This window comes from Nonlabens sp. (assembly GCF_965657255.1).
Lineage (GTDB): Bacteria > Bacteroidota > Bacteroidia > Flavobacteriales > Flavobacteriaceae > Nonlabens.
The window spans coordinates 252,448-275,442 of sequence record NZ_CBFHNM010000001.1 but is presented as its reverse complement, the minus strand read 5'-3'; the positions used below and the strand labels follow the sequence as shown (position 1 = coordinate 275,442).

The 22,995-nt window shown below is 35.2% G+C and carries 15 protein-coding genes; 8 read left to right on the top strand and 7 right to left on the bottom strand.

What is annotated here, in order from left to right; translation table 11 throughout:
* Nucleotides 1–243: 243 nt before the first annotated feature.
* The 6 genes from gdhA to ACTF54_RS01270 all read left to right on the top strand — a co-directional run bounded on the left by gdhA (nucleotide 244) and on the right by ACTF54_RS01270 (nucleotide 8,822).
* Nucleotides 244–1,587: an NADP-specific glutamate dehydrogenase gene (gdhA, locus tag ACTF54_RS01295; protein WP_438968556.1), complete on the top strand. Its 1,344-nt coding sequence runs from the start codon at nucleotides 244–246 to the stop codon at nucleotides 1,585–1,587.
* Nucleotides 1,588–1,741: 154 nt separating this feature from the next.
* Nucleotides 1,742–4,027: a type IX secretion system anionic LPS delivery protein PorZ gene (gene porZ / locus ACTF54_RS01290; protein WP_438968555.1), complete on the top strand. Its 2,286-nt coding sequence runs from the start codon at nucleotides 1,742–1,744 to the stop codon at nucleotides 4,025–4,027.
* A complete protein-coding gene (recO, locus tag ACTF54_RS01285; RefSeq protein ID WP_347196260.1) occupies nucleotides 4,028–4,747 on the top strand; it encodes a DNA repair protein RecO in 720 nt (239 codons plus the stop codon).
* Nucleotides 4,748–4,812: 65 nt separating this feature from the next.
* Nucleotides 4,813–7,149 carry a TonB-dependent receptor plug domain-containing protein gene (locus ACTF54_RS01280; protein ID WP_438968554.1) on the top strand — a complete coding sequence of 779 codons (2,337 nt, stop codon included), beginning with the start codon at nucleotides 4,813–4,815 and terminating at the stop codon, nucleotides 7,147–7,149.
* A 97-nt stretch (nucleotides 7,150–7,246) separates the two neighbouring features.
* Nucleotides 7,247–7,882: a ligase-associated DNA damage response endonuclease PdeM gene (pdeM, locus tag ACTF54_RS01275; RefSeq protein WP_347196258.1), complete on the top strand. Its 636-nt coding sequence runs from the start codon at nucleotides 7,247–7,249 to the stop codon at nucleotides 7,880–7,882.
* Nucleotides 7,883–7,973: 91 nt separating this feature from the next.
* Entirely contained in the window at nucleotides 7,974–8,822 is an 849-nt protein-coding gene (locus ACTF54_RS01270) for a hypothetical protein (protein ID WP_347196257.1), read from the top strand.
* Between the two features lie 18 nt (nucleotides 8,823–8,840).
* Here the strand turns inward: ACTF54_RS01270 and ACTF54_RS01265 are convergent, their stop codons facing one another.
* Entirely contained in the window at nucleotides 8,841–10,178 is a 1,338-nt protein-coding gene (locus tag ACTF54_RS01265; RefSeq protein WP_438968553.1) for a dihydrolipoyl dehydrogenase family protein, read from the bottom strand.
* 95 nt (nucleotides 10,179–10,273) lie between these two features.
* Between ACTF54_RS01265 and mfd the strand changes: the two genes are divergently transcribed.
* Nucleotides 10,274–13,612, top strand: coding sequence for a transcription-repair coupling factor (gene mfd / locus ACTF54_RS01260; RefSeq protein ID WP_438968552.1), 3,339 nt, complete (start codon nucleotides 10,274–10,276; stop codon nucleotides 13,610–13,612).
* Nucleotides 13,613–13,622: 10 nt separating this feature from the next.
* The gene (locus ACTF54_RS01255; protein WP_347196254.1) at nucleotides 13,623–14,123 is read left to right on the top strand and encodes a TrmH family RNA methyltransferase; all 501 of its coding nucleotides are present in this window, start codon (nucleotides 13,623–13,625) and stop codon (nucleotides 14,121–14,123) included.
* 98 nt (nucleotides 14,124–14,221) lie between these two features.
* Here ACTF54_RS01255 and ACTF54_RS01250 read toward each other — a convergent pair whose 3' ends face one another.
* The 6 genes from ACTF54_RS01250 to ACTF54_RS01225 form a co-directional block, all read right to left on the bottom strand.
* Nucleotides 14,222–14,662 (bottom strand): hypothetical protein, encoded by a 441-nt coding sequence (locus ACTF54_RS01250; RefSeq protein ID WP_347196253.1) that lies wholly within the window; start codon nucleotides 14,660–14,662, stop codon nucleotides 14,222–14,224.
* 92 nt (nucleotides 14,663–14,754) lie between these two features.
* A complete protein-coding gene (locus ACTF54_RS01245) occupies nucleotides 14,755–17,985 on the bottom strand; it encodes a TonB-dependent receptor (RefSeq protein ID WP_347196252.1) in 3,231 nt (1,076 codons plus the stop codon).
* A 116-nt stretch (nucleotides 17,986–18,101) separates the two neighbouring features.
* Nucleotides 18,102–19,733, bottom strand: a complete 1,632-nt coding sequence (pgi, locus tag ACTF54_RS01240) for a glucose-6-phosphate isomerase (RefSeq protein ID WP_438968551.1) — start codon at nucleotides 19,731–19,733, stop codon at nucleotides 18,102–18,104.
* Nucleotides 19,734–19,776: 43 nt separating this feature from the next.
* A complete protein-coding gene (locus tag ACTF54_RS01235; RefSeq protein ID WP_438968550.1) occupies nucleotides 19,777–21,030 on the bottom strand; it encodes a M23 family metallopeptidase in 1,254 nt (417 codons plus the stop codon).
* Nucleotides 21,031–21,999, bottom strand: a complete 969-nt coding sequence (locus tag ACTF54_RS01230) for a tryptophan 2,3-dioxygenase family protein (protein ID WP_347196249.1) — start codon at nucleotides 21,997–21,999, stop codon at nucleotides 21,031–21,033.
* A gap of 132 nt (nucleotides 22,000–22,131) precedes the next feature.
* A complete protein-coding gene (locus tag ACTF54_RS01225; RefSeq protein ID WP_347196248.1) occupies nucleotides 22,132–22,935 on the bottom strand; it encodes a DUF3108 domain-containing protein in 804 nt (267 codons plus the stop codon).
* Nucleotides 22,936–22,995: the final 60 nt, after the last annotated feature.

The following is a 22,995-nucleotide window of genomic DNA, read 5'->3' as shown; positions in this document are numbered from 1 at the left end:
AATGACTAACTGCTTGCTTTGATATAGCGGCAAATATAACAAAATGTAACTGTCGGGTAAATTTATTTTAGGCTATAATGGCTTAGGTAATAGGTAATCTACTCAGTTTTACATTTTGTTTTCATTAACCTAATACGTTAAGACTTAAATTAATGGTAAAAAAAAGCTAGCATCATGGTATAATATTATATTTGCACCCTTAACGAAAACGTTTTCTTAAAGTATAGAACCAAATTAAAAATAATGGAAAAAAAGATCCGCGATTTTATCGATTTGATAAAAAAGAAGAATCCTAACGAGCCAGAATTCATTCAGGCAGTTGAAGAAGTTGCAGAGGCTGTTATACCTTTTATTGAAGAAAATAAGCAATATCAATCTGACAAGCTGTTAGAAAGAATGGCAGAGCCAGAGCGTGTAACCATGTTCCGTGTGCCATGGACCGATGATAATAATGAAGTTCAGGTGAACCGCGGTTACCGTATTCAAATGAACAGTGCTATAGGACCTTATAAAGGAGGATTAAGATTTCACCCATCTGTAAACTTGAGTATTCTTAAGTTTCTTGCTTTTGAGCAAGTTTTTAAGAACAGTCTTACAACACTTCCTATGGGTGGTGGAAAAGGTGGATCTGACTTTGACCCTAAAGGAAAGTCAGACCGTGAAGTAATGCGTTTTTGTCAATCTTTTATGGTAGAATTGCAGCGAGTTATTGGTGCAGATACAGATGTGCCAGCAGGTGACATAGGTGTAGGTGGTCGTGAAATAGGCTACCTTTTCGGATACTATAAAAAATTAAGAAACGAATTTACTGGTATTCTTACAGGTAAAGGACGTTCATATGGAGGTTCTTTAATCCGTCCAGAAGCCACTGGCTATGGTAATGTTTACTTTGCAGAAAACATGTTAAAGACTCGTGGAGAATCCATAAAAGGAAAAACCACAGTAATTTCTGGATCTGGAAATGTAGCTCAATATGCAGCAGAAAAGATTTTACAATTAGGTGGTAAGGTCGTGACTATGTCAGATTCTGGTGGATATATTTATGATGCAGATGGAATTGATGCAGATAAGCTCGCTTTTATCATGGATCTTAAAAACAATAAACGTGGTCGTATTTCAGAATATGTAGATCAGTATTCAGGTGCTACTTATCATGAAGGAGAGCGTCCATGGTCTGTAAAATGTGATATAGCATTGCCATGTGCTACTCAAAACGAGTTAAATGGTGATGAAGCAAAAACTCTTGTTTCAAATGGTTGTATGTGTGTAGGAGAAGGAGCAAATATGCCTTGTACACCAGAAGCGATTGAACACTTTTTAGATAAAAAGATCTTGTTCTCTCCAGGAAAAGCTTCTAACGCTGGTGGTGTTGCTACTTCTGGATTAGAAATGTCTCAAAACTCTATGCGTTATAGCTGGACTGCAGAAGAAGTGGATAGTAAACTTCATAGCATCATGAATGATATTCACGAAGCTTGCGTGGAATATGGAAAGGATGAAGAAGGATTTGTGGACTATGTAAAAGGAGCAAATATTGCTGGTTTTGTAAAAGTTGCAGACGCTATGCTTGCACAAGGAATTGTGTAATATTATTGAATTTTAAAATGATTCCGCTTTCGCGAAAGCGGAACACTAATAAAACTAAACCTTTGTAATTTTTACAGAGGTTTTTTAATGCCTTAAAATAAGTTTATTTTTGTGTTGATTCATCATATAATCAGGATGGACACGTTCTATATATATGAAAAAGCTATTACTGTTATTTTTATTGGTTTGTAATTATTCAATTGGGCAAGACTTTAGTGACTCTTGGGAAGGTTTTTTCTCATTTACTAATATTGTGGATATTGATGATTCTAGCACAGCAGTTTATGCTGCCAGTGAAAACGCTGTTTTTATTTACGACCTCTCTTCTCGATCATTCACAACTTTAACTACTATTAATGGATTAAACGGCGATGAGATAAGTCAGATTCATTATAGTGAAGACAAAGCATTGCTAGTTATAGGTTATCAAAATGGTTTACTGCAAATAGTAGATCAAAATGGTGATGTTACAGATGTTGTCGCGATCCGGGACAAACAGGTAATTCCACCAAATAATAAGAAAATAAATGAATTCTTAGAAAGCGGCGATCTTATTTATATCGCCACGGATTTTGGCATTGCGATTTACAACCTAGAACGATTAGAATTTGATGACACCTACTTTATAGGTGATAATGGTGAACAATTGCCTATAGCATCTTTAGAGATCTTTGATGGGTTTTTATATGCAGCAACCTTAGATGCAGCAAGTGCTATAAGAAGAGCTCCTATTGCAGATCCATTTTTAATTGATTTTGCAAACTGGACGTTAGTTAATCCAGATGTTTGGGATGAAGTAATCTCTTTTAATTCTAGTCTCTTAGCAGTAACTGTAGGAGGTTCTCTCAATCAATTTAATGGAGCTTCATTTGCAAATAATATTACTCAATTTTCATCGAGAGTGCTAGATGCTTATGCTACTAACGAATTTTTAATCTTTACTTTAAATAATGAAATCATTATTTATGATAGTTCATTGAGTCAGTTTTTGAATTTGAGTCTTATTGATGGAGAGTCCTATCTATTTACACAAGCCATAGTAGTAGGCGATGATCTTTTTGTAGGAACAGAGTCAAATGGAATGATAAGAGTTAATTTGATGAATCAAACAGATTTTGAATTTATTGTTGCCGATGGTCCTTCAAGAAACTCAGCTTTTTCTATTCAAACATTACCAAATGAATTATGGGTGACCTATGGTTCTCATGATTTATTTTATACACCAGACGATGCGACTGTAGGTATTAGTCATTTTGTGGATGATGAATGGATCAATTACACTAATGACGATATTAATGGTTTAATAAGCGTTCCTACGCTAACTATAAATCCAGAAAACGGCTCAGACTTGGTAGTTCATTCTATGAATAATGGATTATTAGATTTTATAGATGGTGTTGCTGGTACAAGATATGGTATCAATAATAGTTCACTTACCAGTATTTTACCGCCATCTACTTTTTTTGTTAGAATCCCTGATGGAGAGTATGATTCTCAAGGTAATCTATGGGTAATACAGCAACAAGTAGATCGAGCTCTAAGTAGAAGAAATACTTCCGGAAACTGGACATCATTTGACGTTGGTTCTGTTTTTGAAGATGTTTCTGGTGGGTCTAGTACCACCAAAATACAAATTACCAATGATGATAAGATCATTTTTGGGTCTACAGATGGTGGACTTATAGGTTATGATCCAGAAACAGATCGATTTACAAGAATGATTGATGAGATTTCACAAGGAAATTTGATTAATAACTATGTGAGTGCCATAAAAATAGATCAACAAAACCGATTGTGGATAGGATCTAATATAGGATTGAGAATTCTTTTTAATACCAATAGCTTATTTTCTGACGAGATACAAGATGCACGTTCTGTAATTATTGAAGACACTAATGGAATACCTAGAGAGTTGTTACAAGACGAGGCTGTACTAGATATTGAAGTAGACGGTAACAATAACAAATGGGTGGCTACAGCTAGTTCTGGCGCATTTTTATTCTCACCTACAGGAAGAGAAACTTTATTTCAATTTACGACCGATAACTCGCCATTACCTACTAACTCGATTAATGATATCGCAATTGATGAAGAGACAGGAAAAGTATATTTTGCAACAAATAAAGGTATTGTGGCTTTTCAGGGAGAGCGCTCTAGCAGACCAGAAGAAGATTTAGAAAGTGTTAGGGTTTTTCCTAATCCGGTACGGCCAGGTTTTGATGGTAATGTTACTATCGATGGGTTAACAGATAGAGCACGAGTGAAAATTACTGATATTGAAGGTAACCTTGTTTATGAAGCGGTTTCTCAAGGAGGAACTATCCCTTGGGATACTAGAAGTTTTTCAGGAAATAAAGTAGCCTCTGGGGTCTATTTATTATTTATTTCTACTGACGATAATATCGAGACGACGGTTTCTAAATTGATGATTGTTAGATAAATGTTAGTTAAAACATCAGCAATAGTTTTATCTGCTTTAAAGTATAGTGAGTCGGATATCATCGCGAGATTATATACCAAAGAGCTGGGAACACAATCTTTCATACTCAAAGGTATTCGTAAGTCTAGAAAAGGTAAACTGCGTATTTCTTTATTTCAGCCGCTTACACAATTAGAGATTGAAACCCAACACAAAGGAAAAGGAAGTCTAGAGTATATCAAAGAAGCTAGAGTCATATTTCCATACGACCACGTCCATAATGATATTGTGAAGAGTAGTATTACCATGTTTTTTTCTGAGGTACTCACTCAATTATTGACAGAACAACAACCTGATAGCGATCTTTTTGAGTACCTATCCTCTGTTTTTCAATATTTAGATCAATCAGATCAGGTGGCTAATTTTTCTATCAAAATGTTGCTGGACATGACTGGTTTTTTAGGCTTTCAACCAGACCAGTCTACCTTGCAATTTACTTATTTTAATATGTTGAATGGCAATTTTGATGAAAATGGATTACAACCGCATCACTTAACTGACGTAGAAAGTGCTCAATTAAAATTATTCATAGGCACGAATTTTGATGGTATTCATGAAATAAAGATGCATCGAGAAGATCGTAATAGCCTATTAAATTTGGTGATTGAGTATTTTCAGATACATTTGCAAACCTTTAAAAAACCCAATTCGTTATCTATCTTAAGGCAACTTTTCGATTAGTAAATTTACTATCTGTTTTCTTCATTTTTTTTACCTTTTCTGTAACTGCACAAACAGTTACCATAATGGATCAGGTAACAAATGAGAAGTTAGCGTCTGTTGCGGTTTATAACAAGGATAAAAGTGTTAGCGCTATTTCTGATTTTGATGGCAATGTTTCTTTGGAAAAATTTTCTGAATCTGACCGGATTTATTTTCAAGCTATGGCTTTTAAGACCTATGTCTCTAGTAAAAGCTCAATAAAAGCTGCAAATTTTTTAATTTACATGACACCTAGGTCAGAAAAAATTAATCCAATTGTTATATCTGCTTCAAAGTTTGAACAGCGTAAACAAGACATTCCTCAAAAGATCATCTCTCAAAATATAGGTGATGTATTAGCAAATAATCCTCAAACCAGCGCAGACTTATTGCAGCAATCTGGTCAGGTGTACATCCAGAAGTCACAACAAGGTGGTGGTAGCCCTTTGATTAGAGGATTTTCAACAAATCGTTTGTTGATAACTGTAGATGGTGTTCGTATGAATAATGCCATTTTTAGAGGTGGTAATCTTCAAAATGTTATTTCAATAGATCCTTTAAGTATTGATCATACAGAGGTTATTTTAGGTCCTGGAAGTGTTGTTTATGGTAGCGACGCCATAGGTGGTGTTATGAATTTTTACACTAAAAAACCGCAGTTTTCTCAGGATTCTATTTTGTTTAAAGGAAATGCTTTAATGCGTTATGCAACAGCAAATAATGAAAACACTGCTCATTTAGATTTCAATTATGGGACTAAAAATTTTGCGGCAGCAACCAGTATAAGTATCAATTCATTTGGAGACTTGAAAATGGGTTCTCACGGACCAGATGATTATTTAAGGTATCAATTTGTTGATAGACGTAATGGACAGGATGTTATTGTGGATAATGAAAATCCAGAAAAACAAGTTTCCACAGGTTATGATCAAATCAACTTGCTGCAAAAGTTTAGATATAAACCCAATCAGCGATGGGAATTTGATTTTGGAGTAATTTATACAGCAACAGGAGATTTTGACCGTTATGATATATTAACTAGAGTAGATAGTAATGGAGAGCCACGCAATGCATCTTGGTATTATGGACCACAAACTTGGTTCATGGCAAATGCAAAAGCAATCCATAGAGGTAAAGGAAAGTGGTACGATAAAATGATTGTTTCTCAAGCCTTTCAACAATTTGAAGAAAGTCGTAATGATCGTGGTTTTCAAGAATCACAGCTCTTTCAAAATCAAGAAGAAGTAAACGTGTTTACTACATCTATCGATTTTGAAAGGCGCAATAGAGAAAACAATGTGTTGTTTTATGGGGCAGAGTTTCTTCATAATAGGGTAAACTCTACTGGTAGTGTATTTGATATTGATACAGAGCAAAGAGAAGCAGCACCTAGCAGGTATCCTGATGGTTCCTCATGGAGATCACTTGCCGCCTATGCAAATTATCAGTGGAGACTAGACCCTAAATTGGTATTACAATCAGGTTTGAGGTACAATCATATCTGGTTAGATGCGCAATTTGACAATCAATTTTTTGATTTTCCTTTTACCGAGGCAAATTTAAGTACCGGCGCATTGACAGGTGCGATAGGGGCTACCTATTTACCAGACGACACCTGGGAATTGAGAACTAATTTTAGTACCGCATTTAGAGCGCCTAATATTGATGATAAAGGCAAAATATTTGATCCTAATCCGGGAACGGTGATTGTTCCTAACCCAAATCTAGAATCAGAGTATTCTTATAATTCTGAGGTTGGTGTTAAAAAACGTATTAATGATAAGTTGATTTTAGACGTGGCAGCATACTACACTTATTTAAAAGACGCGTTAGTTCCTAGAGATTTTCAGTTGAATGGTCAGGACATGATCGTTTATCAAGGAGAATTGAGTCAGGTACAAGCTATTCAAAATGCAGAAACCGCAACAGTTTACGGTGTAGAGATAGGTGTTCAGTACGAATTTAATGATCAATTAAAAATCTATGGTCATTATAATTGGTTAGATGGTGAACAAAAAGAAATGGATGGATCTACTGTGGCTGTTCGTCATGTATCACCTAACTTTGGTGATGTTCACGCTATTTATAAAAATGATAAGCTCGATTTAGATGCATTTTTATTATTCAACGGTCAGTTTGATTTTAATGATTTAGCACCTAGCCAGCAAGAGCGTCCTTATTTGTACGCATTAGATAGTAATGGAAACCCATATTTTCCTAGCTGGTATACGGTGAATCTTAGGTCTAATTATAAAATCAACGAGGGATTAACCGCGACTGCTATATTAGAAAATATTACAGACCAACGTTATCGCACCTATTCTTCAGGAATTGCTGCTGCTGGTCGTAATTTAATACTAGCATTGAGGTATGCTTTTTAAAAGAGTCTTTGTTGAAATCTCGCTTTCGCGAAAGCGGAATTACATTATCAAATAATCATTAAAGAAAACCTTTCTATACTTTAAAACATCCTGCAAGTTGGCATTAGAAGTAAACCTCAAAGATCAAACCTTTCAATTGCATCCTAGTGGTGCCTGTTATTGGGTAGAGCAAGACGTCATCCTTCTAGCAGATGTTCATTTAGGCAAAAGTGCGCATTTTAGAAAACATGGAATGGCTGTTCCATCCCAGGCAGATGATAAAGAATTTGATAAACTTAACCAGGTTATTGAAGAATTTCAACCATCAAGACTTTGGTTTTTAGGCGATTTATTTCATTCCTACAAGAACGCAGAATGGCATTTTTTTGAGCAATGGTTGCAATCGCAAGTTATAGAAATAGCTCTTGTTATGGGTAATCATGATGTTATTTCACGAGATTCATTTGAACGGTTAGGGATGAAAACCTATGAAGCGCTACAAATGGGAGATATATTCCTAACGCACCATCCAGAAGAAGTGAATGGAAAATATAATATTGCAGGCCATATACATCCATCTGTAAAATTGCAAGGAAGAGGGAAACAACGATTAAAACTTGCTTGCTTTTTTTGCAGCGAATATGGAATGATTTTACCAGCTTTTGGCGATTTTACAGGAACTTACTCACTATCGCCTAAAAAAGGAAATAGGATTTTTGCCATTGTTGATCGTGAGGTTGTTGAATTAAGTTAACTATTGTGAATATTACTAGCCTGCAGTTAATGAATAAGAAAATTTAGCTGTAAACGCTCTTTTTTGTCAAAGACCTATTTATCTTTAGCAAATGGCTAGAAAATTCACCTCTATTTTAAATTTATTAAGTGTCATTATTCTTATCGCATGGAATGGTTATGCAAATACAGGAAACTATAATGGTAAAAGTGTAGGAGACTTAAGTGCAGAGTATGATAACTTATTTACACCAGCACCTTATGCCTTTTCTATTTGGGGAATAATATTTACCATGTTACTGGTGTTCGGTATTTATGGTATTTACGTGTCATTTTCAAAAAAACATCAAGAAAGAAAAAAGAATTATAAGACAGATTTTGTTCATACGACAAACCCTTGGTTTCTTGCTGCAAATATCTTTTGTGGTTTATGGGTTGCTTTGTGGTTGGACGAGAATATCGCGGCTTCTGTTGTGATGATGTTTGGAATTTTGTTTTGCCTTTTAATGTGTGTGCGTCAGTTGGATATGGAGATTTGGGATGCGCCTTTTCCTATTATTGCTTTTGTATGGTGGCCACTTTGTCTGTATTCTGGATGGATAAGTGTTGCAACCATTGCAAATGTGTCTGCCTGGTTAAATGGGACTTATGAAATAGCTTTAGATACTCAAATAATAATTACTATAGTAATGATTTCAGTAGCGTTTATTATTAATTCACTTATGATCTGGTTGCGCAATATGAGAGAATTTGCCCTAGTAGGAGTTTGGGCACTTGTTGCTATATATGTAAGATTTCAATCAGACGTCGAGATAATTAACGCGTCAGATAGTTCTTTGATTTCATATTCTTCCCTCGGATTTGCAATAGTTTTATTTATACAAGCAGGTGTTCATGGTGCTATGAATACAAAAACCAATCCTGGTAAAAAGTTTCTAGAATGGCGTGCAGAAAAGCAATAGCCTATATAAATTTTTTATTTACATACTTCTTAAGTCATTTCCCCAACTGGGATAATTGAAGATAGTTTTTCTTAAATCCTTGAATGTCATTTGTGCTTTCATCGCAATAGCAAACATATTGATTTGTTCACTTGCTTCAGGACCTGCGATATGTGCGCCTAGAATCTTTCCTGTGGTGTCATCTATAATTACCTTATAACCATAAAAGCTTGCGTTAATTCTTTTATTGTTGAACCAGTCGCTAGAATCTTTTTGTATCACATGGTATTTTAGATCTTTTTTAAAAGCCTGTTTTTCGGTTAGACCTATGCTTGCACATTGTGGTATGGTAAATACTGTACTAGGAATAGCTGGTATATCTAATTCTGTTTTTTGACCTACAAGATTTTTAGCTACAATACTGGCTTCTATACCGCTTAGTGGCGTGAGAGGTAGGTTTTTACTGGATACATCACCACAAGCATAAATATGAGATTGTGTTGTACTTTGTAAACATTCATTTACCACAACACCACCTTTGTCTGTTACCACATTTGCTTTTTCTAGATCAAGTGCTTTTATAGATGGTACTCTTCCAGCGGTATTAAAGACACAATCTGTGGTGATTTGATGCATTCCATTTTTCATAGCATAATTAACAATGAATCGGTTGTCTATTTTTTCTACACTAGATGCTTGAGCATTTTTAATTATTTTAATTTCTAACTTTTCTGAAGCTTGCTCTATAAAACTTGCAGTATATTCTTCAAATGGACCGAGTACCTGATTTCCTTTTTCAATCATGGTTACTTTTGAACCAGCTCTTGCGAGCATTTGTCCAAATTCCATCCCTATATATCCTGCACCTACAAAAACTACTTTTTCAGGCACTTTGTTAAGTGTAAAAAAGTCTCCTGAAGTAAGCATGAATTCATCACCAGGAATTCCTAAAGGTAAAGGTTGCATTCCTGTGGCAATTATAAAATGCTTTGCTTGTATTTTTTCATTGTCCAGAACTACTGTGTTAGAATCAATAAATTTTGCTTCTCCATGAAGACATGTTATTCCTTTTTCTTGTAAAAGGTTTTTGGTTCGATCAGGAACATTTTCCGTATATCTTTTAGCATAGTTGATAGCGGCTTTCCAATCTAGTTGAGTCTCTCCTGCAATTCCATCACCTTTCATGTTTTGCGCAAATTCAAAAGCCTCAATAGAAGCTAAAATTAATTTTTTAGGATCGCAACCTCTCTGTGAGCAAGTACCACCATATTCTCTATTATCGATTATTGCCACACTCATTCCAGCTTCTTTGCATGAGGTAGCCACTAATTTTCCTGCGGTTCCCGTACCGAAAACAAAAACATCATATTTCTCCATGAGTTAAAGGTAACAGCAACACTATCCTACTTTTATTAAAGAATTCTCAATATTCTTGGTATGCTTGCTTCAGGACGTATCTTTGTGAAGATATTATGAGTTTTACTACTATTTTGAATAAATTTTCACAAGCTGCACAAACGCAAAGCTTGCGAGAAATGGTTGCCCAATCTCAAGGATCTGCAACCGTACAAGGACTTAATGGAAGTTCTATTTCCATCGTTTTAACTGCTGTTTTTAAGGAAGCAGATAAGCCATTTATGCTAGTTTGTAATGATAAGGAAGAGGCAGCTTTTTACCTGAACGATCTGGAAAAAATGATAGGTGAGGAAAAGGTGCTTTTCTATCCTGGCAGTTACAGACGTCCTTATCAAATAGAAGAGACAGATAATGCAAATGTCTTGCTGCGCGCTGAGGTTTTGAACCGTATTAACTCACGTAAGAAACCTGCGGTAATTGTTACCTATCCAGACGCGCTTTTTGAAAAAGTAGTAACACGCAAAGAGTTAGAAAAAAACACGCTTAAAATAGCTGTAGGTGATCAAATATCGATCGAGTTTGCAAATGAAGTATTGTTTGAATATAAATTTAAGCGTGTTGATTTTGTTACCGAGCCGGGAGAATTTTCATTGCGAGGTGGAATTTTGGACGTGTTTTCTTTTTCAAATGATGAACCTTATCGCATTGAATTTTTTGGTAACGAGATCGATTCCATTCGTGTTTTTGATGTGGAGACACAATTGTCTAAAGAACAGACGAAGAAAATATCCATAATACCAAATGTGGAAAATAAGCAGTCTGATGAGGTTAGAGAAAGCTTTTTAAAATACCTATCCAGCAAGACTGTCATCTTCTCGATGAATGTGGATTTATTATATGGTCGTGTGGACTCGCTTTTTGCGAAAGCGGAACAAGCATACAACCAGTTGCAAGGAGAGATACGCCAGTTAACGCCTCATGAAATATTTAGTGATAGTACGTTGATCAGGTCACAGCTCAAAGAATACAACCACATAGAATTTACCACTGCCAGTGGTATGATCGTCTACAAAACGGCGCCGCAGCCATCCTTTAATAAACAATTTGATTTACTGATAGACAATTTAAAGGAAAACGAAGAAAACGGTTATAAAAATTTGCTCTTTTGCAGTAGTGACCAGCAAGCTAAACGTTTTCACGACATCTTTGATGATATGAAAGCAAATGTGCAATACGATACTGTCGTAATGCCTTTATATCGCGGTTTTATAAGTCATGATTTAAAAGTCGTTTGCTATACAGATCACCAAATATTTGATCGATATCACAAATTCAATTTAAAGAATGGATATGCTAAAAAACAGGCAATCACTTTAAAAGAACTTAATACTCTAGTGATAGGTGATTATGTGACGCACATTGATCATGGAATCGGGAAATTTGGCGGGCTGCAAAAAATTGATGTCAATGGTAAAAAGCAAGAAGCGATTAAGTTGATATATGGAGAACGTGATATTCTTTATGTTTCTATTCATTCTTTACACAAAATAACACGTTACAGCAGTAAGGATGGGAAAGCACCTAAAGTTTACAAATTAGGTAGTCCAGCGTGGAAAAAGCTTAAAGCAAAAACGAAAACTAGAGTTAAGCAAATCGCCTTTGACCTAATAAAATTATATGCAAAACGTCGTGCTCAAAAAGGTTTTCAGTACGCACCTGATGGATATTTACAAAATGAATTAGAGGCTAGTTTTATCTATGAGGACACGCCAGATCAAAGTACGGCTACTGAAGATGTTAAGAAAGATATGGAAAGTGATCGCCCCATGGATCGATTGGTTTGTGGTGACGTAGGTTTTGGAAAGACAGAAGTTGCGATACGTGCTGCTTTTAAAGCTGCTGTTAATGGTAAGCAGGTCGCCGTTCTGGTTCCTACCACTATTCTTGCTTTTCAACATGCAAAAACATTTAAAGAACGACTTGCAGATCTTCCTGTGAAAGTAGATTACCTCAATAGGTTTAGAACTGCAAAAGAGCGAAAAGGTGTTCTAGAAGGATTAGAAAATGGGTCTATTGATATTGTTATTGGAACGCATCAACTGGTTAGTAAATCGATTGTGTTTAAGGATCTAGGATTACTAATTATTGATGAAGAACAAAAATTTGGTGTTGCCGTAAAGGACAAACTTAAAACCCTTAAGGAAAATATAGATACATTAACTCTTACAGCAACGCCTATTCCTAGAACTTTACAGTTTTCGTTGATGGCAGCACGAGATTTAAGTGTGATAAAAACGCCGCCACCTAATAGACATCCGGTTGAGACTAAAGTAGTGCGATTTAGTGAAGAAACGATACGTGATGCTGTCAGTTATGAAATATCACGTGGTGGACAGGTGTTTTTTGTACACAACCGTATTGAGAATATTAAGGAAGTAGCAGGAATGATACAGCGTTCTGTTCCAGATGCTAAAATAGGAATAGGTCACGGACAAATGGATGGGAAAAAGCTAGAAGAGTTAATGCTTGCATTTATTAATGGAGAATTTGATGTGCTGGTTTCTACAACCATTATTGAAAGTGGTCTAGATGTCCCAAATGCTAACACCATTTTTATCAATAATGCTAACAACTTTGGACTTTCAGACTTGCACCAGATGCGTGGTAGAGTAGGACGTAGTAACAAAAAAGCCTTTTGTTATTTTATAACGCCGCCTTATGATGTCATGACAGAAGATGCTAGAAAAAGAATCCAAGCCTTAGAAATGTTCTCAGATCTAGGTAGCGGCTTTAACATTGCAATGAAGGATCTTGAAATACGTGGTTCTGGAGATATACTAGGTGGTGAGCAAAGTGGTTTTATCAATGAAATAGGCTTTGACACCTATCAAAAAATCTTAAGTGAAGCCATTACAGAATTAAAAGAAAATGAGTTTGCAGACCTTTATGAGACCAACGATAAAGAGAAAAAGCACGTTACTGAAGTCACAATAGATTCTGATTTTGAATTATTATTTCCAGACGATTATATCAACTCGATTACAGAGCGTTTATCGCTGTATGCTAAGTTAAATGACGTAGAAGACGAGAAAGGTTTAGAAGTTTATAAGAAAGAATTGATAGATCGTTTTGGCGAGTTACCAGAAGAAGCAGAAAACTTACTGACTAGTGTGAGAATTAAATGGATTGCAACTGATTTAGGACTGGAAAAAATAGTCATGAAACAAGGCAAGTTTATCGGTTATTTTGTATCAGATCAGCAAAGTGGTTTTTATCAAAGTGAATCTTTTGGTAAAGTACTCAAAGCAGTACAAACTAACCCTAAGATATTAAGGATGAAAGAAAAGCAAACTAGAGCAGGTTTGCGATTATTACTGACCGTAGAGAATGTTAGAACAGTAGATCGCGTTTATGATATTTTGAGTGCGATTATGCCTAGAACTGTAGCGGTTTAAAACAATTCTATTGAAGCAACTTACACACGAGGACATACAAAACCAGCAAAAGGAATTTCCTATTACCATTGTTTGCGATGCGATTAGAACTCCAGAAAATATAGGAATGTGTTTTCGTATTTCAGAAAGTTTTGGTGTGAAAAAAATCTACTTTCATGAAGACTCACCAACGGTTGAAAACAGAATTGTTAAGAAGACAGCTAGAAATACGGTTCATGAAGTAGCGCATGAACCTTATCATGATTTCACACAACTAATTAATCAATTAAAGCAAGAAGGCAATACTATTATTGGAATTGAAATCACTGATAAAAGCGTGCGTTTACAAGAGTTTAACTTCAGTAAATTTGAGAAAATTGTTTTATTATTAGGTAGTGAACGTCATGGAATTGCAGACATTAGCTTGTTAGATCATACCGTTTCTATTCCTATGTATGGCGTTAATTCTAGTATGAATGTTGTTCACAGTCTTGCTATATCTTTGTACGAGGTGACCAATCAATTGCAGTAATTCTATAGTAGCTTAAAACACAAACGCCTCGATCATAAATTTGATCGAGGCGTTTGTGTTGATCTCGCTTTCGCGAAAGCGGAATTAAAAAATAATTCCTACAACCATTGTTTCCATGGAACTCTAGAAAGTACCACTAGGAAAGCAAGTGTGTAAAAAATAGCTAGCATTTTGAATTTACCATTACTAACAATTTTCTTTTTATGTTTTGAATAACCTACCGTTAAAAGTGCAACTGCAATGACCATAGTTACAGGATGTTCTAAAGCTAGCAAACGTATTCCTCTAGATTCTGGAGTCATTAAACCACCAAAATCTTCTAATAGCATTGCAAAATACGGTCCCACAAACCACAGTGCTAATCCTAATAATAGTTGAATATGTGTTACAATCAAACCTACTAAAGCAAAGCTAAAGTCTTTGTTTCCAAATTCTTTTTTACCAAAAAAACCAATTAAAGCGTTTACTGTCGCAACAAAAAGAACTAACAGAAGAAGATAAGCCCATCCAGAGTGAGCAGATTTTAAAATACTGTACATAACTTAATTATAATTTGATTCAAAAATACTTCAAAAACAAAGAACCCCACTCGTTTTGAGTAGGGTTCTTGAAAATATTTAGAAAGTATTTCTTAGTTAAAGATATATCTAAGACCTACTTGCATTTGCCATCTTGAAGAACGAGTTCCAGCGTCATCGATAATTTCAAGAGTTTCAGCAAAGTTAGGATTGAAAGAGAATTCTGGATTTACTCCATTTCTTTCTACTTCTACAATACCTACATTACCAGGTACAAACTTCTGCTCACCCCAATCTTTATTTAGGAAATTAAAGAAGTTGAAGATATCAAGAGAAACTTGAAATGTGTGTTCTTTATCATTAATGTTCAAATTGAAATCTTGTAATACTTTTAAGTCTACGATATGATTCCATGGACCACGGTCTCCATTACGTTCAGCATACTGACCACGACGCTCGCTTAGATAGTCATTACTATCGATATAAGCATCAAGTGCAGCCCATTGCTCAGCAGCAGTAACACCGTTATTATCTACTAAGTTGATTTCACTTTGATCTCTTGGGATATAGAAAAGAGCATTGTCAGAAGAATCATCGTTCAATAAATCTCTACCTCTATAAATGTAATTGATCGTACCACCTTGCTGTCCATTGTAGAACATACCAAATGTAGTTCTTAAATTTTCATTCCAATTGATCTCATAAGATGCGTTTGCAGAAACTCTGTGACCAAAAGCAAATTCTGAATTACCTATTCCAGCAGTGTTTTTACCATTTACAGTAGCAACACCTCTCCATTGAGAACTATTTTGAGAAGAAGTTCCTTCAAAAATAGATTTACCTTGACCGTAAGAATAAGATACCTGACCTCCAAAACCATTTTCAAATGGCTTAGTGATACTAAACGTACCATTGTAAGACCATCCTTCGTTGGTGTTAGTTCCTAAGATAATTCTTGTATAAGTATCATCAACTTCATCACCACGATCGTAGAATGGACGACCATCTGCATTGTTTAATGACTCTGTAGAATTTCTAAGGTTTAAGTTTTGATAGAAAACGTTGTTGATAGTAGAGTTGTACAAGAAGTCTGCACTAACTATTAATCCCCAAATATTAGTTTTTTGATCAATTCCTAAGTTGTACTTCATTACCTGTGGTAGTTTGAAGTCAGGAGAAAATATATCTATCTGACCTCCATTAGCACCACTTCCTGGAGCAGGAGCACCGTTCAATGGTTGGTTGTTAGGGTCTGCAACAAATGTCTGGCTATCAAAAGCAGCTGTACCACCTACACTAATACCATTGTTGTTGTATATTCCACCTGGCCATACTAAAGGTATTCTTGAAGTAAAGATCCCTAATCCACCACGTATTTGTGTTTTGTTATCACCATTCACGTCCCAGTTGAAACCTGCACGAGGAGAAACATGAATTTGACTTTTTATTTTCTTACCTACGCGAGCACCTTCTAAATCATAACCTTCTGCTTCTAATAAAGCAACTGTTCTGTTGTTAAAGTCATCATTTGCTGCTCCATCTTCAAAGAAAGGAACGTCAAAACGTACACCGTAAGTCAAATTAAAATTATCAGTAATATTCCATTGATCCTGCGCGTAAAGACCTAATTGAGAATATTGAAACTCTGCAGCTGCATTTTGAATAGCATCTCCAGAAGTTCCTGCTGGATCAACTAAAGAGTAAGAGTGAAAATAAGAATCTGCAAGAGCATCATTAGTTGGGTCGTTATCAAAGTACGTATTAAAGTCTGCTAATGAGTTGAAAGAATACTGTCCAAAGTTTTGTCTTACAAATACGTTTCTAATGTTGTAGTTTTCAAAGTTACCACCAAAAGTCATGTTGTGTGCGCCTTTAGAAACTTCAAAGTTATTAGTTACAGTAAAGATCTTTTGTTCAAGAATGTTTGCAGTAGAAAACGCCTCAGATCCAAAAGTGATCGAACCATTACCATCGTCAATACTTACCCTTGGGAAAGGATTTCCTAGTGGGCTTCTGTCATCTAAAACATCTGTATAACTTATTATTAGGTTGTTAGAAAGGTTGCTACCGTTAGTAGTATTCCACTCTAAAGTAGAGAAGTTTGTAGTAGATGGGAAAAAGATACCTGCGTTTGCAAAGTTAATGTTACCATTATTACTTTGGCTAGGAGAAAGAGATTCACCGTTTACATAGTTATGTTTTGCTGTAATGGTGTTTTTATCATCTATGTTATAATCTAACTTAATAGTGAATTTTTCACTATTTAATTCAGTAATTGTATTCTCATATCCACCTGGATTGTAACCGAACTGGCTGATTAAGTTGTCTCTAAGTGTGTTGATGTCGGCAATACTACTATCACCACTATATAAAGAAGCATCAAATGGTCTTGGTTCCTCTTCTCTTTGAAATTCTGCGTTTACAAAAAAGAAAAGTTTGTCTTTAATTATTGGTCCACCTACACGAACACCATAAAGGTTTGCTGTGAAGTCATCTAGTTTTTCGCGATTATCTTCGCTGATACCCACTGGAGTTTTACCAGCAAGATCTTGGTTACGAGTATAGAAATAAGCACTTCCTTTTACTTCATTAGTACCAGAACGAGTAATAGCATTAATGGCACCACCTGTAAAACCTGATTGACGTACATCAAACGGTGCTACATTTACCTGAAAAGATTCAATAGCATCGATAGAAATTGGGTTTACACCGATTTGTCCACCATTTGTACCAGAACCTGCAAGACCAAAAACGTCATTGTTTACTGCACCATCAATGAAGATAGAATTGTAACGATTATTTTGACCACCTATAGAGATGGCACCACCTTCTGATACTTGCGCCTGTGGTGTTTTTCTTAAGAAATCACCTATTCCTCTTGTTACAGAAGGCATAGTGTTGATTTCACGTTGAGAAATGTTAGTATTTGTTCCTGTAGTTCCAGAATCAAAAATTCCATCTCGCACTGCATTGATGACAACAGCATCAAGAGCATTAGACTCATCATTCATAGTGATGCTGATTCTTTCAGACTCACCTAACTGAAGGAAAATATTGTTTAATACTTCCTCTCTTTTACCTACATAGGTAATAGTGATTGTATAAGGACCACCTATACGCATATTTGAAATACGGTAATAACCTTCTATGTCAGTAGAAGTAGCGTATTTTGTACCTGTAGGACCGTGTAATGCTTGTACGGTTGCTCCTAAAAGAGGTTCTTGGGCATTGTCCATCATTTCCATGATACGACCGTTAATGCTCGAAGTAGTAACCTGAGCACTTACTGCCATGGAACTTATAAAAATTCCAATCGTAAATAAAAATTTTAATGATCTGTTCATTTCAGAATTTGTTTAGTTTGATTTTGCAAAAATACACCCTAATCAACCATTCTAATATTAAGCTAACATTAAGAAGTGAAACACTTGTTAACATTAATTAACTGAAAACCATTAAGTTATTTATTAAGCGAGTAAAATTTTTGTAAAAGTTGTGTTGTGCTTGCATCATGAGCGTCAGATATGGAGTTCTGGATATCATTTAAGATAGCATCTGCTAGGACTTTGCCTAATTCAACACCCCATTGATCATAACTGTATATATTCCAGATAATTCCTTCTGTAAATATTTTATGCTCATACATGGCAATTAGTTTTCCCAAACTTTGCGGTGTCAGTTCATCGATTAAAAGCGTAGTGGTAGGTTTATTTCCTTCAAATACTTTAAATGGAACAAGTTTTTCAATTTCACTTTCAGATTTACCTGCCTTTAATAAATCTTCTTTTGCTTCTTCAATAGATTTACCATTCATCAATGCTTCTGTTTGTGCAAAGAAGTTGGCCATAAGTTTATTGTGATGGTCTGGTTGGTTGTATTTCGCTTTCGCGAAAGCGATAAAATGAGTAGGAATTAATTTAGTGCCCTGATGTATCAATTGAAAAAAAGCATGCTGAGAATTTGTGCCAGGTTCTCCCCAAACTACATTTCCAGTCTCGTAGTTTACACGGTTTCCATCACGGTCTACACTCTTACCATTACTTTCCATAATCGCTTGTTGCAAATAAGCCGGTAACCTATGCAAGTATTGTGTGTATGGAATTACCGCTTCACTCTGGGCGTTATGAAAGTTATTATACCAGATGGTCAATAAAGCTAATTGTACTGGAATGTTCTTTTCAAAAGAAGAATTTTTGAAATGCATATCCATTTCATAAGCGCCATCCAGTAAGCCTTGAAAGTTTTTAGTGCCTATTCCTAATGCTACAGACATTCCTACGGTGCTCCAAAGAGAAAAACGTCCTCCTACCCAATCAAACATGGGAAAAATATTTTCTTGATCAATTCCAAAATCTACAGCTTTTTGGACATTACTACTTACCGCAACAAAATGCTTTGAAACGGCAGCTGCATTTACTTTTTTAGTAAACCAGTTTCTTATTGTTGTTGAATTGGTAAGCGTTTCTTGTGTGCCAAAAGACTTGGAAACGATCACAAAAAGCGTGGTTTCTGGGTTGATCTTTTTAATAACTTCTTCTACATGGTCGCCTTCTACATTAGATACAAAATGAAGTGTCATTTCGTTTTTATAAGCTTGCATCGCTTCATAGATCATAACAGGTCCTAAATCACTGCCACCTATTCCTATATTGACTATGGTATCAAACTTTTGCCCGTTTGCTGCTTTTTTTTCACCACTATTCACAGCATCTACAAAAGCAAACATTTTCTCTTTACTTTCTATCGCTGCGACTACATTTCCTCCTACTAAAGTAGTTGTATCCCTTGTTCTTAAAGCCGTGTGTAAAACAGCTCGATCTTCTGTGGCATTTATTTTTTTACCGTTGAAATATGAGTTGATCGCTTCTTCTAGTTTACACTCGTTTGCTAGGCTTACCAGTTTTTCTTGTGTTTCTTTGGTTATTAGGTTTTTAGAGAGGTCTACATAAAAGTCACCATCTTGAATGGTAAGAGATTGCGCTCTATTAGGATCTTTTGCAAAGGCTTCTTTTAAATTGAAGTTTTTATTGCTTCTATAATGATCTTTAAGCGATTGCCATGCAGCAGTAGTAGTAGGGTTAATGTTTTTCATGAGAAACTATTCTAAAAAAAAAGTGTTATCTAAGGATTAGAGTCTATATAATAGGGTCTTCGTTTTTAAAAGGGACCTGATCAATTTCATCTTTTAAAGGAGCAATGAATTGAAGGTAATCATCCATTTTATCTTTAGGTAAAGGATCTGCGCTAGGCAGGTTTTGTTTATATGGATCCACTTGTACACCATTTACCCAAAATCTATAGCAAACATGTGGACCAGTAGCAAGACCGGTACTTCCTACGGTTCCTATAACTTGTCCTTGCTTTACTCTTTGACCTACTTTTACTTTGCGTTTAGTCATGTGAAGATATTGAGTGGAGTACGTACTGTTATGCTTAATTTTTACATAATTCCCATTTCCACCAGTGTATCCAGATTTTGTAACAACACCATTTGCTGTGGCAACAATTGGTGTTCCATATGCAGCGGCATAATCTGTTCCTTTATGTGCTTTCCATCGTTTTTGCACAGGATGAAACCTTCTCTTTGTAAAACGTGAAGATATTCTAGAATAATTTACTGGTGCTTTTAAGAAAAAACTTCTTAACGTTTTACCTTTTTCATCATAATAATCGTCAATTCCTATGACTGAATCTGTAACATAGTCAAAAGCGTAAAAAGGCGTTTTATCAGTTTCAAAAACGGCTGCTTCTATAGATTCAATTCCTGCATAAATAGAGTCATTGATATATCGTTCTTGATAGATCATTTTAAATCGATCTCCTTTTTGAAGTTTAAAGAAATCTATGGACCATCTATAGATATCAGATAATTCATAAATGGCGCTTAAACCTAATCCTTCGTCTTCCATTGCCTCAGAGAGTGTGCTGTTAATAATGCCACTTGCGGTCTTTCTTTTAAAAGAAATGGGATGTCTGTCCTTATACGCTGCAATAGTATCATTAAAATTTACTACTACATAATCCAGCTTAGTTGGTTCATAAACAAATGCTTCTGGTGTATTTAGGCTGTCTTTTCTTTTTAAGATTTTATAAGGCTTGCCCGCTTGAATTTTTCTTAGATCATAAACTTCATTGAGTTTATTTGCAGTTTGATAAGCACTTTGCCCTTCTACAATGTGGTCAATGATCAAATCGTTAAAAGTGGCGCCACTTTTAACGGTATCTGCGACTATTTTATAATCGTTTAAATCAAAACCGTACTTCATTACAGGCTCAATAGCCACAGGTGTGATTTCAACGATTTCTTCTTTTTGAGTATCGTCATTATCCTTGCAGGATATGAAGGTAACTGCTAGTGCTATACCAGCGATGAAATATTTTTTCATCATTTATTTTGTGTTTAATACGTGATTAACCCATTGTTTCCCCCATTCTTCATGTTCAATATCAGTCCATAAAGTTGGGAAAAAGGATATCTTTTGAAAACTAGGTGGTAAAAATTCTTTCCAATTGGTGCTGCCGGTAGCTTTAACTACATCTCCTTCTTTTCTTAAATATCTATGTGCCGCACCAGTGTGCATTAATTTCCAATTAATATTAGTGTTTTGATCTAATGTGCGCAAAGCATCTTTAAGCGCATCTGTCTGCTCTTCCTTAGATAGGGATAAGTAGCATTTATTCAAATTAGTGTTTTCTACTTCTTTTGCAATTCTTAAAAATCTTGGAGTATAACGTTTTTCAAATTGTTTTAGTGTAAGTGTCTTTTCTCCAGTATCCATGTCTATACCGCCTTTTTTCCAGTATATATTTTCATAAAGATCTGTTTGTGTGATGTTTTTATCGCTTTCGCGAAAGCGAGAACGTACAGAAGGATGTGTTAAGTTTAATACATCTGTGCTGTAGAATTCTATCATTCTAAATTGTGCACTTTGAAAACCGCTGGCAGGAAGTAGGGACATTCTGAATTTTAAGAACTGATCTCTATCCATGCCTTTAATCATCACCTCAAAAGAGCTGATTAAGACATTGAAATACCTGTTAATACGTAAAGCTTTTTCTTGAAAAAATGCTCCTGTGAGGTGTTCACTTTCTATGATTTGTTTTTGCTCATGAATAATGAGCTTAAAATAAAGTTCTGTGATTTGATGATATCCTATAAAAATCATCTCGTCTGGAAACTCTGTAGAAGGCACCTGGAGACTGAGTAAGGTATCTAATCTTATATAATCCCAGTAAGTTGTATAAGTATCGTATAGCAATCCATCCAGATAGGATAACATGTCCTGACCAGAGTTTTTAAACTTATCTTCTAAAAGCTTAATACGCTGCGCAATTTCAGGGCTAATATCTTCTGACATTGAGTTGTTTTAAAACGAAATGTAAAAGTAATCAACCTAACTGATTCTATCAATTTTGAGAGGTATAGTATTAACTTTAATTAACCTTCATCGATAAAAAGTGATCCGTAGATAAGTATGCGAGATTCTTTACTATTCGTTTGCAATAATTTGAAAAGAATGTTTTAGACCTTTAAAAGCATCTAAATCTGCTGTTAGTGAACCTACTGCAAGTTTTGCTTTAATTTTAAGAGGTATCTTATTCTCGTCTTTTGAAATCCAAACCGTAAGACTTTCTTCTTCTTCAAAAACACGTCCTGATTGCACATATGGTCTAAACTTAAGTGCAGCTACTTTCCCAAACTTAGTTTTCACTATTTCTTCACCTAGATACTTGAGTTTGAAATCAAAATTTTCTTTGTCAAAAAACATAGGTAAAGTAAACTCGTCACCTAAATTTAAAGTTTCAATATCTACCATGTTTCTTAAATGATAGAAGGCACTCATCATGTCTTGTGTAGATGGTGCTATTTTAACGGTTGTTTTTTCTTTGTGTTTTTTATCATGAACTAATGCCGTTCCAGCTTCATGATCAAAATCTATCTGAATATTCTTTGTATGACCACCTTCATCAATATCGCGTATGAAACGGTATGGTTTTACTGTTTCACGATCTATATAAGTTTCATACTTATCATCTACTTTGAAAAATAAATGGAGTAGACCTGTAGATTTTCCTTTTCCTTTGATATGATATACTGGTTTGCCTTTAAGCCTTGCTTTGGTTACCTTCATTTCTGCATAACTGGCATTAAAAATACCGTAATGGATTCTAAACTTAAACCACTCACCTTCTTCAAATGCTAGTTGGTCTAAAGAATTAGTTGATTCCATACCAGGCGTAAATGCAGTAGTAGTTGCAAAAACGGTTAATAGTAAAATAATAATCTTTTTCATATCTATAAAAATTGATAATAGCATCGTGCTACTACCTTCTATTTACAAAGTCTATTCCAA

Excerpts from the sequence above, each read along its gene's own strand:
- gdhA (WP_438968556.1), top strand. The coding sequence starts at position 244 with ATGGAAAAAAAGATCCGCGATTTTATCGATTTGATAAAAAAGAAGAAT.
- porZ (WP_438968555.1), top strand. The coding sequence starts at position 1,742 with ATGAAAAAGCTATTACTGTTATTTTTATTGGTTTGTAATTATTCAATT.
- recO (WP_347196260.1), top strand. The coding sequence starts at position 4,028 with ATGTTAGTTAAAACATCAGCAATAGTTTTATCTGCTTTAAAGTATAGT.
- ACTF54_RS01280 (WP_438968554.1), top strand. The coding sequence starts at position 4,813 with ATGGATCAGGTAACAAATGAGAAGTTAGCGTCTGTTGCGGTTTATAAC.
- ACTF54_RS01270 (WP_347196257.1), top strand. The coding sequence starts at position 7,974 with ATGGCTAGAAAATTCACCTCTATTTTAAATTTATTAAGTGTCATTATT.
- ACTF54_RS01265 (WP_438968553.1), bottom strand. The coding sequence starts at position 10,178 with ATGGAGAAATATGATGTTTTTGTTTTCGGTACGGGAACCGCAGGAAAA.
- mfd (WP_438968552.1), top strand. The coding sequence starts at position 10,274 with ATGAGTTTTACTACTATTTTGAATAAATTTTCACAAGCTGCACAAACG.
- ACTF54_RS01250 (WP_347196253.1), bottom strand. The coding sequence starts at position 14,662 with ATGTACAGTATTTTAAAATCTGCTCACTCTGGATGGGCTTATCTTCTT.
- ACTF54_RS01245 (WP_347196252.1), bottom strand. The coding sequence starts at position 17,985 with ATGAACAGATCATTAAAATTTTTATTTACGATTGGAATTTTTATAAGT.
- pgi (WP_438968551.1), bottom strand. The coding sequence starts at position 19,733 with ATGAAAAACATTAACCCTACTACTACTGCTGCATGGCAATCGCTTAAA.
- ACTF54_RS01235 (WP_438968550.1), bottom strand. The coding sequence starts at position 21,030 with ATGATGAAAAAATATTTCATCGCTGGTATAGCACTAGCAGTTACCTTC.
- ACTF54_RS01230 (WP_347196249.1), bottom strand. The coding sequence starts at position 21,999 with ATGTCAGAAGATATTAGCCCTGAAATTGCGCAGCGTATTAAGCTTTTA.
- ACTF54_RS01225 (WP_347196248.1), bottom strand. The coding sequence starts at position 22,935 with ATGAAAAAGATTATTATTTTACTATTAACCGTTTTTGCAACTACTACT.